This is a genomic window from Serratia sp. CY29653 (assembly GCF_052169255.1).
In the GTDB taxonomy this organism is placed as follows: domain Bacteria; phylum Pseudomonadota; class Gammaproteobacteria; order Enterobacterales; family Enterobacteriaceae; genus Serratia; species Serratia sarumanii.
Window position 1 is genome coordinate 1749708 of sequence record NZ_JBJNLC010000001.1, and the last position, 12490, is coordinate 1762197.

Consider the following 12490-nt stretch of genomic DNA (forward strand, 5'->3'; position numbering starts at 1 on the left):
CTTGCGGCGTTTTTCTTTGGCTCGCCGTCACACTCATTCTGTCTTTTTGCTCGACCTTTCTGCTGAAAACGGTCTTTGACCGGCACTGACCCGGCACCGATCCTGACGCCTGCGGCACGCCTTTGTGCCGCTCTTTCCATGAGGAATCAGCTCAGGAGAAATCGGAGGCCAGGTCATGCAAGGGACGAACGTGCTGTTCGGTCAGATCGCCGTCGTATTCGGCATCGTGATCGCCGGCGTGTGGGGCGCCACACAATGGACAGCAGCCGCCCTTGGCTATCAAGTACGCCTTGGCTCGCCCTGGTTCGACTTCCTTGGCACGTCGATCTACCACCCTTGGAAACTGTTTGAGTGGTGGTTCTTCTTCGGGGCCTATGCACCGGAAGTATTCGACACCGGCGGCACCATCGCCGGCACCAGCGGCATGGTCGCCGTGGGCGTTGCCATCGCCATGTCGGTCTGGCGCTCGCGCCAAGCTCGCCTCGTTACCACCTACGGCTCTGCGCGCTGGGCTAGCGCGCAGGACATTCGCAAGGCGGGCCTCACGCAACCGGCCGGCGTGTTCCTCGGCCAGCACGACCGCCAGTACCTGCGGCATGAAGGCCCGGAACACGTCCTGACCTTCGCGCCTACGCGCTCGGGCAAGGGCGTTGGCCTCGTGGTGCCGACGCTGCTTTCCTGGCCCGCATCCGCCGTCATCCACGACATCAAAGGCGAGAACTGGCAGATCACCGCAGGCTGGCGCTCGCGTTTCTCGCATTGCCTGCTGTTCAACCCGACCGATGCGAAGTCGGCGGCCTACAACCCGCTGCTGGAGGTGCGGCGAGGCGCGCATGAGGTGCGCGACGTTCAGAACATCGCAGACATTTTGGTCGATCCCGAAGGTGCATTGGAGCGCCGGAACCATTGGGAGAAAACCAGCCACGCGCTGTTGGTCGGTGCGATCTTGCATGTGCTCTACGCCGGCGAAGACAAGACGCTGCGCGGCGTCGCCAACTTCCTCTCCGACCCGGCCAGCCCGTTCGAGCTGACCTTGCACCGGATGATGACCACGCCCCACCTGGGCGATGGGCCGCATCCTGTCGTCGCTTCGGCGGCGCGCGAAGTGCTCAACAAGTCGGACAACGAGCGTTCCGGCGTGTTGAGCACCGCCATGTCGTTCCTCGGCCTGTACCGCGACCCGACGGTGGCCGAAGTCACCTCGCGCTGCGATTGGCGCATCGCCGACCTGATCGCGGTCGAGCATCCGGTATCGCTGTACCTCGTGGTGCCGCCTTCGGACATTTCGCGGACGAAGCCGCTCATTCGCCTGATCCTCAACCAGATCGGACGGCGCCTCACCGAATCGCTCGATGGCTCCGATGGCATCGAGCGCCGCCACAAGCTGCTGCTGATGCTCGATGAGTTCCCTGCGCTGGGGCGCCTGGACTTCTTCGAGACGGCGCTGGCCTTCATGGCGGGCTACGGCATCCGCAGCTTCCTCATCGCGCAGTCGCTCAACCAGATCGACAAGGCGTATGGGCAAAACCACTCCATCCTCGACAACTGCCATGTGCGCGTGACGTTCGCCACGAACGACGAGCGCACCGCCAAACGGATCTCCGAGACGCTGGGCACGGCCACCGAGCTGCGCGCCCAGCGCAACTACGCGGGCCATCGGCTCGCGCCGTGGCTGGGCCACCTGATGGTGTCGCGCCAGGAAACCGCGCGCCCGCTGCTGACGCCGGGCGAAGTGATGCAGCTTCCGCCCGACGAGGCGGTGGTGATGGTGTCCAGCGTCGCGCCAATCAAGGCGAAGAAGCTGCGCTACTACGCGGACGGCAATTTCAAGCGTCGCGTGCTGTCGCCGCCCGTACTGGCGGGCGGGCAGTACGCAGACGCGCCGCCATCGCGGCCCGACGACTGGAGCGGGTTGGCGGTTCCCGCCGTGCCCGCCGCACCGGCCACGGCATCCGCCGATGGCCTGGGTTCCACGGATGACGGCGGCCCGCGCCGCCAACCCGAACTCTCCGAAACCGTCACCTACGCCCCCGAGCTGGCCGTGCCGACTGCCGACCTCGCGCTGCTCGATGACGACGACGACCTGCCGCTTCCCCTTCCTCGCCAGCTTGACCCGGTCATGCAGCGCACGGCGCGGCTGGCTTCCCTCGACCCCAACGACGGAATCGAGCTATGAGCCACTACCGCCTCAACCTATTCATCCAGCCAGAGCACGCCAAGCGCCTGGACGAGCTGGCCGCCATGAAAGGCGTGTCCAAGTCGTCCATCGTCGCCGCTGCCTTGGCGTCCTGGCTGTCGCCCGATGCCGCCGACCAGCGCGAGGCGGCCATCGCCAAGCGGTTGGATCGCCTGTCGCGCCAAACCGAACGCCTGGAGCGCGACCAGAACATCCAGATCGAGACGCTGGCGCTGTTCATTCGCTACTACCTCACGGTCAGCACGCCAGTCCCCGAGGCACACCAAGAGGCCGCCCGCGCCCAAGGCAAAGCGCGCTTCGAGCAGTTCGTTGAACAGTTGGGCCGGCACCTGCTGCGCGGGCGCAGCCTGGTGCGCGACGTGGTGGAAGAACTGCATCCCGACCCGATGCGGATGGAAGACGCGGCGGCAGCCGCGCAAGCGCAGGAGCGTGCGTCATGAGCGCCGTTCCGCAGTCCATGAGCGCCACGTCGCTCGACCGCCGCTTCCAGATGCTGCGCACGGCGATGGGGCCGCTGATCGCCGCGGCACTCGAAGACCCGGACGTGGTGGAGGTGATGCTGAATCCCGATCGCACCCTCTGGGTGGATCGGCTTTCCAGTGGTCGGGCGCCGATGGGCGTGGAACTGTCCGAAGCGGACGGTGAGCGAATCATCCGCCTCGTGGCAGCCCATGTCGGAGCGGAGGTGCATCGCGGCCAACCGCTGCTGTCGGCCGAGTTGCCGGAAACGGGAGAACGCTTCGAGGGCATCTTGCCGCCTGCCGCGCCGGGGCCAGCCTTCGCGCTGCGCAAGCGCGCCATCGGCGTCATTCCGCTGGAGCGGTACGTCATCGACGGGATGATGACCAGCGCGCAAGCGGGCTTTCTCGTTCGCGCCGTGCGCGAGCGGCAGAACGTCTTGATCGCCGGCGCTACCAGCAGCGGCAAGACGACCCTGGCCAATGCGCTGCTGGCCGAGATTGCCGCCACGGGCGACCGCGTGCTGGTGCTCGAAGACACGGTGGAGCTGCAATGCGCGGCCCGTGACCACGTTCCCCTGCGCACGCGCGCAGGCGTGGTGTCGATGACCGAGCTGGTTCGCTCGTCCATGCGCCTGCGGCCTGATCGCGTCGTCGTTGGCGAAGTGCGCGGCGCCGAGGCGCTGGATCTCATCAAGGTATGGGGCACGGGCCACCCCGGCGGCATCGCCACGATCCATGCCGGCTCCGCGCTCGGCGCGCTGCTGCGCCTGGAGCAACTGATTCTCGAAGTGGCGGTGAATCCGCCCCGTGCGCTGATCGCCGAGGCGGTCAACGTGGTGATCCACATCGCCGGACGCGGGCGCAAGCGCCGCATCGAGAGCATCGCCCGTGTCGTCGGCTTCGACGCAGTGGGCTACCAACTGGCGGACGCGCTGGAAACGCCGTTTCCCGAGCTTCAGCCACTTCCCGATGCCGCACCCGCTGCGGCGACTTCCCCACCCCCTGACTCACTTGGAGAACTGCCATGACGCAGATGACCATTCCTGCTTTCCGTTTTTCTGCAAATCCGGCTTTGCGTCTTGCGCGGCTGCGCTGCCTGGCCCGTCCTGCGGGACAAGGGCTGCTGCTGGCCGCGCTGCTGTTGTTCCTGGCCGGAACCGCGCAGGCCGCCGGTTCCTCGATGCCGTGGGAAGGCCCGCTGCAATCCATCCTCGAATCCATCCAGGGGCCGGTGGCGCGCATCGTGGCCGTCATCATCATCATCGCCACGGGCCTCGCGCTCGCCTTCGGCGATACGTCGGGCGGATTCCGCAAGCTGATCCAGATCGTCTTCGGCCTGTCCATCGCGTTCGCCGCTTCGAGCTTCTTCCTGTCGTTCTTCAGCTTCTCCGGCGGGGCCGTCGTATGAGTGCCCCGGACACCTTCGCCGCCGGCTTCGAGGTGCCGCTGCATCGCTCGCTGACCGAGCCGATTCTGCTGGGCGGTGCGCCGCGCACCGTGGCGATCGCCAACGGCACGCTGGCCGCCGCTGTCGGGCTGGGCCTGCAATTGTGGATACCGGGCGTGGTGCTCTGGATCGTCGGCCATTCGCTGGCGGTCTGGGGCGCGCGCCTTGATCCGCAGTTCATGGCCGTGTTCGCCCGCCACATCAAACACAAGCCGCTGCTGGATGTTTGAGGGGAGGACGCCGCGATGCTGAATCTCGCCGAATACCGCCAGCGCCCGGCCTTGCTGGCCGACTGGCTGCCCTGGGCCGGACTGGTCGCGCCGGGCGTCGTCTTGAACAAGGACGGCAGTTTCCAGCGCACGGCCCGGTTTCGCGGGCCTGACCTCGACAGCGCGACGCAAGGCGAACTGATCGCCACGTCGGCGCGACTGAACAACGCGCTGCGCCGCATGGGATCGGGCTGGGCGCTATTCATCGAAGCCGAGCGCCATGCGGCCGCCGACTATCCGCGCTCGGAGTTTCCCGAGCCGCTTTCGTGGCTGGTGGAGGAAGAACGCCGGGCCGCGTTTGAGGAATCCGGCCATCACTTCGAGAGCGGCTATCGCCTGACGCTGGTGTACCTGCCGCCGGAGGAATCCCGTGCTCGTGCAGCCAAGATGCTCTACGAGAACACGCCGACAAATGGCGTGGACTGGCGCGAGCGGCTGCAAGCCTTCGTCGCGGAAACGGATCGCGTCTTTGACCTGCTCGACGGCGTGATGCCGGAAATTGACTGGCTCGATGACGCGCAGACGCTGACCTACCTGCACGCGACCATCTCGACGCGGCGCTACCGCGTCGGCGTGCCCGAAGTGCCGTTCCACATCGACGCGCTGCTCACCGATTCCGCACTGATCGGCGGCCTGGCGCCCATGCTAGGCGATCAGCACCTGCGGCTGGTGTCGGTGCGGGGCTTCCCGACCTCGACCTGGCCGGGGATTCTGGACGACCTCAACCGCCTCGGTTTTGCGTACCGCTGGAGCACGCGCTTTCTCTGCCTCGACAAAGCCGAGGCGGAAAAAGAACTTTCCCGCCTGCGCCGCCAGTGGTTCGCCAAGCGCAAGAACGTCATCGCGCTGCTGCGCGAAACGATCTTCCAGCAGGAAAGCCCGCTGGTCGATACCGACGCCAACAACAAGGCCGCCGATGCCGACGCCGCCTTGCAGGAGTTGGGCAGCGATCAAGTCGCCTTCGGCTATCTGACGGCGACCGTCACCGTCATGGACGAGGACGCCGCCGTCGCAGACGAGAAGCTGCGCATGGTGGAGCGCGTCATCCAGGGTCGGGGCTTCGTCACCATCCCTGAAACGCTCAATGCCGTGGATGCCTGGCTGTCCTCGCTCCCCGGCAATGCTTACGCCAACGTGCGCCAGCCCATCGTCTCGACGCTGAATCTGGCGCACATGATGCCGGTGTCGGCGGTATGGGCCGGGCCGGAGAAGAACGAACACCTCGACGGCCCCCCGCTGATCGTGACACGCACCGACGGCGCCACGCCGTTCCGGCTGGTGACGCACATCGGCGACGTGGGCCATACGCTGGTCGCGGGGCCGACCGGCATGGGCAAGTCGGTCTTGCTCGCCACGCTGGCGATGCAATTTCGCCGCTATCGCGGCTCGCGCATCTTCGCCTTCGACATGGGCCGCTCCATGCGGGCCGCCATCCTCGGCCTGGGCGGCGAACACTACGACCTGGGCACGGATGGCGAAATCGCCTTCCAGCCACTCGCGCGCATCGACCGTGAGGGCTACCGCACCTGGGCCGCCGAATGGATCGAAGGCCGCTTGCTGCACGAAGGCGTGGCGATCGGCCCCGACGAGAAGGCGGCTATCTGGTCGGCGCTGGGAAGTCTCGCCGGTGCGCCGGTGGAGCAGCGCACGATGACGGGACTTTCCGTGCTGCTGCAATCGAACACGCTGCGACAAGCGCTGTCGCCCTATGTGCTGGGTGGCGCCCACGGCAAGCTGCTGGACGCCGACCACGACCGGCTGGGCATGGCCGACGTGCAGTGCTTCGAGATGGAGGAGCTGATGCACAGCAAGGCCGCCGTCATGGCCGTGCTGCATTACCTCTTTGCGCGTTTCGATGAACGCTTCGACGGGGCGCCCACGCTGCTGATCCTTGATGAAGCGTGGCTGTTCCTCGATGACCCGGTGTTTGCCGCGCGTATCCGCCAGTGGCTCAAGACACTGCGCAAGAAGAACGTCAGCGTCATCTTCGCCACGCAGAGCCTCGCCGACATCAAGGATTCGAGCATCGCGCCCGCGATCATCGAGAGCTGCGCGAGTCGGATTTTCTTGCCCAACCCGCAGGCCACCGAGCCGCAGATTCGCACGATCTACGAGGGCTTCGGCCTCAACAGGCGGCAGATCGAGATCGTCGCCACCGCGCAGCCCAAGCGCGACTACTACTACCAATCCCGCCTCGGCAACCGCCTGTTCGAACTCGACCTGGGGCCGGCGGCTCTGGCGTTTGCGGGCGCTTCCACGCCGCAAGACCAGCGCGACATAGACCGCGTGCTGCTGGACGCCGGCGTGCCCGGCTTCGCGGGCGCCTGGCTGCGCCATCGCGGCCTCGATTGGGCGGCCGACCTGCTGCCCTCGTTCCCCGGCCTCGCGCCGGGTTCCCTCGCTGACCAACCTCTGGAGAACCTGCCATGAATAAGCGCCTTATCGCCGCCGCCATCGCGGCCATGCTTTGCACCGCCACCGCCCATGCGCAATGGGTCGTGGTCGATCCCACGAACCTCGTGCAGAACACGCTGACCGCGATCCGCACGTTGCAACAGATCAACAACCAGATCCAGCAGCTTCAGAACGAAGCGCAGATGTTGATGAACCAGGCGCGCAACCTCGCCAGCCTGCCGTCCAGCGTGGTGAACCAGTTGCGCGCCAATTTGGCGACGACCGAGCGGCTAATCGCCCAGGCGCGCGGCCTGGCCTACGACGTGACGAATCTGGATCGGGAGTTCGCGCGCCTGTATCCCGAGCAGTACGCCGCCACCGTCAGCGGCGACCAGATGTACCGCGACGCGCAGGAGCGTTGGAGGAACACGCTCCACGGCTTGCAGACCACCATGCAGATGCAAGCGCAGGTATCGCAGAACCTGGGCGAAGACGAAAGCGTGCTGGCCGACCTCGTGGGCAAGAGCCAGTCGGCCGAAGGCGCGTTGCAGGCGATGCAGGCCATGAACCAGTTGCTGGCTTTGCAGGCCAAGCAGTCGATCCAGTCGCAGCGGCTCCAGATCACGCAAGACCGGGCCGCCTCGCTGGAGCTGGCGCGGCAGGCGGCGGCCACCGAACGCGCCCGCGAGGTGCGGCGGCGCTTCCTGGGTGAAGGCACGCCGTACACGCCGCAGCGCGTGGACTTCTACGGCAACTGACGGAGGCCGCCATGCGATGCGTCCTCGCCCTGTCGGTTTCGCTGCTTGTGGCGCTGCTGGCCGCTTGCAGCGAGCAGCCGACCGACAACCTTGCCGATGCCCTGACCGCCGATCCCGTGCGGCTCAAGGCATTGCGCGCGCAATGCGCGGCCGACCGGCAGGCCACGGGCGAGGACGCTTGCCGCGCCGCCGCCGAAGCCTTCCGGCGGCGCTTCTTCTCCGGCCAGGCCGGGCCGGATGAGTACCAGACGCTGGCCGACCTGCCGCCGATCCCGCCAAGTTTCGATGCACCGGCCGAATCGGACGACGGCAGCGAATCGCCGGCCGCATCCGATCAAGAGGACGCGCCATGAATGACGTGACCATCATCGACCGCTTCCTCAGTATCTTCGCCGCCTACATCGACTCGGGTTTCGGGCTGTTGCAGGGCGAAGTGGCCTTCCTCACCGCAACGCTGATCGTCATCGACATGACGATCGCCGGACTGTATTGGGCGATGAGCCACGCCACCGGCCAGGGCGAGGACGTCATCGCCAAGCTGCTGCGCAAGGTGCTCTACGTCGGTGCCTTCGCCTACATCATCGGCAACTTCAACTGGCTGGCCGGCATCGTGTTCCGCTCCTTCGCCGGGCTGGGCATCACCGCCACCGGCTCGGCCATCACGATGGAGAACTTCTTGCAGCCGGGCCGGCTGGCGAAAACCGGCATCGACGCAGGAGCGCCGATTCTGGAGCAAGTCGGCGAGATGGCCGGCTTCCCCGAGGTGTTCGTCAATCTTGACGCCATCACGGTGATGTTCCTCGCCTGGCTGATTGTGGTCTTGAGCTTCTTCGTGCTGGCGATCCAGCTATTCATCACGTTGATCGAGTTCAAGCTGACCACGCTCGCAGGCTTCGTGCTGGTGCCTTTCGCGCTCTGGAATAAGACGAGCTTCTTGGCGGAAAAGGTGCTTGGCAACGTGGTGTCGTCTGGCGTCAAGGTCTTGGTGCTGGCTGTCATCGTCGGCATCGGTTCGGGCGTGTTCGCGGAGTTCCAAGTCCATCCCGCCGAGCCTTCCATCGACCATGCGCTGGTCATCATGCTGGCCTCGCTCACCTTGCTGGCGCTCGGGATCTTCGGCCCCGGTATCGCCACGGGCCTGGTGTCCGGTGCGCCGCAACTCGGCGCGGGCGCGATGGCCGGGGCCGCTGTCGGCGCCGCCGGCACGGCCGTTGCCGTCGGCGCTGCCGCGACGGGCGTAGGCGGCGCCGTCATGGCCGGGGCGCGCATGGCGCCTGCCGCCGCCAAGCTCGCTGGCAGCGGCGCGCGTGCTGCCGCCTCGACGGCCAGCAGCGCACGCTCGGCGTTTCAGGCCGGTTCCGCCGCCGCAGGCGGTGGCGCGAAGGGCGCGATGGCCGGCTTGGGCAACGTCGCCAAGACCGGCGCGCAGTCCGCCGGGCGCGGCATCGCATCCCGTGCTTCCGCTGCTGGGCAACGCATGGCAGCTCCCTTCCGCTCTGGTTGGAACGGCCAGGCGGCTGACGGCGACTCGGCAGCCGGAGCATCCGGCCAGGCCGCCGCAGGCGAGGCCACGTCCGGCGCAGCCAATACACAGCCCGCTTGGGCCAAGCGGCTGCATCGCCGCCAGCAACTCACCCATGCCGCGACCACCACCGCCCATGCGCTGCGCGGCGGCGACGGCGGCGGCTCCGGCCAGGGGCCGAGCCTGCGCGATTCCGATTCATAAGGAGAACTGACAATGCGATTCAAGAAACCGCAGGTGCGCTATGCCGACACGCCGCAGCCTGCCACGCCGTACCAAGCTGCCGGCCAGGTATGGGACGAGCGTATCGGCTCGCCGCGCGTGCAGGCGAAGAACTGGCGGCTGATGGCCTTCGGTTGCCTGACACTCGCGCTGCTGATGGCTGGCGGCCTGGTGTGGCGCTCGGCGCAGTCCATCGTGACGCCCTACGTGGTGGAGGTGGACAGCGCGGGCCAGGTGCGCGCCGTCGGCGAAGCCGCCACGCCTTACCGGCCCAACGATGCGCAGACCGCGCACCACATTGCGCGCTTCGTGACGCTGGTGCGCTCGCTGTCCATCGACCCCATCGTCGTCCGCCAAAACTGGCTGGACGCCTACGACTATACGACCGACAAGGGCGCAGCCGTGCTCAACGACTACGCGCGGGTCAACGACCCATTCGCACGCATCGGCAGGGAGTCGGTGACAGTGCAGATCGCCAGCGTCGTGCGCGCCAGCGACACGTCTTTCAACGTGCGCTGGACGGAACGCCGCTACGTCAACGGCGCCGCGGCTGGCCTAGAGCGGTGGACGGCCGTGGTGTCCATCGTGCTCCAGCCGCCGCGCACCGAAGAACGCCTGCGCAAGAACCCCCTGGGCATCTACGTCAACGGCTTGTCGTGGAGCCGAGAACTGGATTCTTCCGAAGGAGCCAAGCCATGAACCTGTCTTTCCGTATTTACGTTTCCGTGCTGATGCTTGCGGCCCTGGCGGGCTGCGCCACGCAGGGCAAACCGCCGCCGGTGATTTCGCTCGATGAGCCGGTGCAGGCTCAGCCGCTGCCCGAGCCGCCCGCGCCGGTGGAGGTGGTGGCCGTACCCGAGGTGTTGCCGATGCCGGCGCAGTTGAAGCCAGCGCCCGAAGCAGAAGACGCCAAACCCACGCCGGAACCGGCCGACGAGAAGGTGCGCGTCTCGCGCGCCAATGCCGAGGCCCGCGTCGCACCCACGCGCGAGGGCTACGTCAACGCGATTCAAGTCTGGCCCTTCACCGATGGCGCGCTGTATCAGGTCTATGCCGCCGTGGGTCGCGTGACCGTGATTTCGCTCCAGCCGGGCGAAGAACTGGTGACGGTAGCCGCCGGCGATACCGTGCGCTGGATCGTGGGTGACACGTCCAGCGGCAGCGGCGCCGAGTTGCGCGTGAACGTGCTGGTCAAGCCGATTCGCTCGAGCCTCAAGACCAACCTCGTCATCACTACCAGCCGCCGCACCTATTTGCTTGAGCTGACCTCGACGGAAAAGACGTGGATGGCGTCGGCGTCATGGGAGTACCCGCGCGACCGGATGCTGGCATTGCAGCGCCAGGCGCAGGCGGCCAGTGCCGCCGCCCCGGTCGATACCGGACTGTCGCTGGAGAAGCTGCGGTTCCGCTACGCGATCAGCGGCAGCAATCCGCCGTGGAAGCCGCTGCGCGCCTTCGATGACGGCGAGAAGGTCTATATCCAGTTTCCGCCGGGCATCGCGCAAGGCGAGCTGCCACCGCTGTTCGTCATCGGCGCGCAGGGCGATGGACAACTGGTGAACTACCGCTTCCGCTCGCCGTACTACATCGTGGATCGGCTGTTCGGCGCGGCCGAACTGCGCCTGGGCAGTGACAAGGGCGACGTGGTGCGAATCGAGCGCACGGACGGCGTTGCGCGGAGGAACTGACCATGAGCCAAGACGACGCCCCTGACCTTGCCACGCCGCAGGCGGGCAAGGTAGCGCCCGAGGCGGTGGCGCTGCGCGCCCAGCCGCGCCCGGTCACGCGCCTGAATCGGCGCACGCTGGCCATCCTTGCCGGCGGCCTGTCGGTCGCCGTGTTCGGGGCCACGATCTGGTCATTGCAGCCGCAGCGGCGCGGAGCCAGCGAGCAGGCCGAGCTTTACAACGTCGATCGCGTGTCGAAGTCCGAAGGGCTGGACGCGCTGCCAACCGATTACTCGAAGCTGCCGGCCTTGCCGCCCGCCGCACCCGAACTGGGGCCGCCACTACCGGGCGATCTTGGCCCGGCCATCGTGAACTCGCAGCAGCCGGTGACACCGGCCTATACGCCTCCGGGTCACGATCCCGAGGATGCCTTGCGCAAGGAAGCTGATGCGGCGGCGGCTTCGTCGGTGTTCTTCCGCTCGGGCGGCCAAGGCCAGGCCGCCGCCACGGTGGCGCAGGCGGCGCCGGGGGTGCCTGGCGCTGCCAGCGCGCTCGCGGCCTTCGACCCACTCGCTGCCGGGCCGGCCTCTGTGGCTGCACAGCCAGCCGATCCGACCGCCGTGCAGAACCGGCAAGACCAGAAAGAGGCATTCCTGAAAGGCGGCTCTACGGAAACCCGCAATTCCGGCAACCTGGCGCTGCCGGCATCGCCTTATCAGGTGATGGCGAGCACGGTGATCGCCGGCGCGCTGGTGACAGGTATCAAGTCGGACTTGCCGGGCGACGTGATCGCCACGGTGACAGAGCCGGTCTATGACACGGCCACGGGCAAGTTCCTGCTGATCCCGCAGGGATCGCGCATCCTCGGGCGCTACAACAGCCAGGTCAGCTACGGGCAGAGCCGCGTGCAGGTGGTGTGGAACCGGATCATCCTGCCCGATACGTCCTCGCTGACGCTCGACAACCTCGTGGGCACCGACCCGGCCGGCTACGCCGGCCTGGAAGACGACGTGGACTGGCATTGGGATCGCATCGTCGCCGGTGCTGTGCTGACGACGCTGCTGGGCGTTGGCGCCGAGCTGGCCGCGCCGGAGAACCGCCAGGACGGCAACCGCATCGTCATCGCCGGACGCGACAGCGCACAGGACAGCATCAATCAGGTCGGCCAGGAGATGACCCGGCGCAACATGAACATCCAACCCACGCTGACCAGCCGGCCCGGCCTGCCGGTGCGGATCATCGTCAACCGGGATCTTGTGCTGCGGCCGTACCAGCCGCTGTTCTTCAACCGGGGGGCTTCGCAATGAGCACGACCAAGAAGCTGCGGCTCGGGCCGCTGCCCAAGACCGAAAGCGTCAAGCTGACCTTCGCCTGTCCGGCCAGCCTGAAAGCCGACCTCGATCGCTACGCCGCGCTGCACGCGCAGGCGTATGGCGAGGCGGTAGATGCCATGACGCTGATCCCGCACATGCTGGAAGCCTTCATGGCGGGAGACAGGGGATTCAGGAAGGGCACGGCCACGCGGAGCGCGCCATCGAAGCCGGCATGATGGT

Annotated in this window: 13 protein-coding genes; all 13 read left to right on the top strand. The window is 67.1% G+C overall.

The genetic code is table 11. The features are described 5' to 3' along the window. Positions 1–175: 175 nt before the first annotated feature. The 13 genes from ACJ8HN_RS08455 to ACJ8HN_RS08515 are packed head-to-tail and all read left to right on the top strand — an operon-like array spanning position 176 to position 12486. Positions 176–2176, top strand: a complete 2001-nt coding sequence (locus ACJ8HN_RS08455; protein ID WP_028240152.1) for a conjugal transfer protein TraG — start codon at positions 176–178, stop codon at positions 2174–2176. Further along, entirely contained in the window at positions 2173–2637 is a 465-nt protein-coding gene (locus tag ACJ8HN_RS08460) for a ribbon-helix-helix protein, CopG family (RefSeq protein ID WP_028240151.1), read from the top strand. Before ACJ8HN_RS08455 ends, ACJ8HN_RS08460 begins: the two co-directional genes overlap by 4 nt. Then, positions 2634–3686, top strand: a complete 1053-nt coding sequence (trbB, locus tag ACJ8HN_RS08465; RefSeq protein ID WP_028240150.1) for a P-type conjugative transfer ATPase TrbB — start codon at positions 2634–2636, stop codon at positions 3684–3686. Before ACJ8HN_RS08460 ends, trbB begins: the two co-directional genes overlap by 4 nt. Positions 3687–3691: 5 nt before the next feature. Then, positions 3692–4066, top strand: a complete 375-nt coding sequence (locus tag ACJ8HN_RS08470) for a TrbC/VirB2 family protein (RefSeq protein WP_428839556.1) — start codon at positions 3692–3694, stop codon at positions 4064–4066. Next, positions 4063–4335, top strand: a complete 273-nt coding sequence (locus tag ACJ8HN_RS08475; RefSeq protein WP_023083647.1) for a VirB3 family type IV secretion system protein — start codon at positions 4063–4065, stop codon at positions 4333–4335. Before ACJ8HN_RS08470 ends, ACJ8HN_RS08475 begins: the two co-directional genes overlap by 4 nt. Positions 4336–4350: 15 nt before the next feature. Beyond that, positions 4351–6804, top strand: coding sequence for a conjugal transfer protein TrbE (gene trbE, locus ACJ8HN_RS08480; protein ID WP_442523258.1), 2454 nt, complete (start codon positions 4351–4353; stop codon positions 6802–6804). Beyond that, complete coding sequence (trbJ, locus tag ACJ8HN_RS08485; RefSeq protein WP_028240148.1) at positions 6801–7526, top strand: P-type conjugative transfer protein TrbJ; 726 nt, start codon at positions 6801–6803, stop codon at positions 7524–7526. The genes trbE and trbJ overlap by 4 nt, the downstream gene beginning before the upstream one ends. A gap of 11 nt (positions 7527–7537) precedes the next feature. Then, complete coding sequence (locus tag ACJ8HN_RS08490) at positions 7538–7879, top strand: hypothetical protein (protein ID WP_028240147.1); 342 nt, start codon at positions 7538–7540, stop codon at positions 7877–7879. Further along, positions 7876–9252: a P-type conjugative transfer protein TrbL gene (gene trbL, locus ACJ8HN_RS08495; RefSeq protein WP_028240146.1), complete on the top strand. Its 1377-nt coding sequence runs from the start codon at positions 7876–7878 to the stop codon at positions 9250–9252. Before ACJ8HN_RS08490 ends, trbL begins: the two co-directional genes overlap by 4 nt. 12 nt (positions 9253–9264) lie before the next feature. Next, complete coding sequence (gene trbF, locus ACJ8HN_RS08500; protein WP_028240145.1) at positions 9265–9969, top strand: conjugal transfer protein TrbF; 705 nt, start codon at positions 9265–9267, stop codon at positions 9967–9969. Continuing rightward, on the top strand, positions 9966–10958 hold the full coding sequence (trbG, locus tag ACJ8HN_RS08505) for a P-type conjugative transfer protein TrbG (protein WP_028240144.1): 993 nt from the start codon (positions 9966–9968) through the stop codon (positions 10956–10958). The genes trbF and trbG overlap by 4 nt, the downstream gene beginning before the upstream one ends. A gap of 2 nt (positions 10959–10960) precedes the next feature. Beyond that, positions 10961–12244: a TrbI/VirB10 family protein gene (locus tag ACJ8HN_RS08510; RefSeq protein WP_028240143.1), complete on the top strand. Its 1284-nt coding sequence runs from the start codon at positions 10961–10963 to the stop codon at positions 12242–12244. Beyond that, complete coding sequence (locus ACJ8HN_RS08515) at positions 12241–12486, top strand: DUF2274 domain-containing protein (RefSeq protein ID WP_028240142.1); 246 nt, start codon at positions 12241–12243, stop codon at positions 12484–12486. The genes ACJ8HN_RS08510 and ACJ8HN_RS08515 overlap by 4 nt, the downstream gene beginning before the upstream one ends. Positions 12487–12490: the final 4 nt, after the last annotated feature.

Bases quoted from the DNA above. Each gene is read 5' to 3' on its own strand.
- ACJ8HN_RS08455 (WP_028240152.1), top strand. From the start codon at position 176: ATGCAAGGGACGAACGTGCTGTTCGGTCAGATCGCCGTCGTATTCGGC.
- ACJ8HN_RS08460 (WP_028240151.1), top strand. From the start codon at position 2,173: ATGAGCCACTACCGCCTCAACCTATTCATCCAGCCAGAGCACGCCAAG.
- trbB (WP_028240150.1), top strand. From the start codon at position 2,634: ATGAGCGCCGTTCCGCAGTCCATGAGCGCCACGTCGCTCGACCGCCGC.
- ACJ8HN_RS08470 (WP_428839556.1), top strand. From the start codon at position 3,692: ATGACCATTCCTGCTTTCCGTTTTTCTGCAAATCCGGCTTTGCGTCTT.
- ACJ8HN_RS08475 (WP_023083647.1), top strand. From the start codon at position 4,063: ATGAGTGCCCCGGACACCTTCGCCGCCGGCTTCGAGGTGCCGCTGCAT.
- trbE (WP_442523258.1), top strand. From the start codon at position 4,351: ATGCTGAATCTCGCCGAATACCGCCAGCGCCCGGCCTTGCTGGCCGAC.
- trbJ (WP_028240148.1), top strand. From the start codon at position 6,801: ATGAATAAGCGCCTTATCGCCGCCGCCATCGCGGCCATGCTTTGCACC.
- ACJ8HN_RS08490 (WP_028240147.1), top strand. From the start codon at position 7,538: ATGCGATGCGTCCTCGCCCTGTCGGTTTCGCTGCTTGTGGCGCTGCTG.
- trbL (WP_028240146.1), top strand. From the start codon at position 7,876: ATGAATGACGTGACCATCATCGACCGCTTCCTCAGTATCTTCGCCGCC.
- trbF (WP_028240145.1), top strand. From the start codon at position 9,265: ATGCGATTCAAGAAACCGCAGGTGCGCTATGCCGACACGCCGCAGCCT.
- trbG (WP_028240144.1), top strand. From the start codon at position 9,966: ATGAACCTGTCTTTCCGTATTTACGTTTCCGTGCTGATGCTTGCGGCC.
- ACJ8HN_RS08510 (WP_028240143.1), top strand. From the start codon at position 10,961: ATGAGCCAAGACGACGCCCCTGACCTTGCCACGCCGCAGGCGGGCAAG.
- ACJ8HN_RS08515 (WP_028240142.1), top strand. From the start codon at position 12,241: ATGAGCACGACCAAGAAGCTGCGGCTCGGGCCGCTGCCCAAGACCGAA.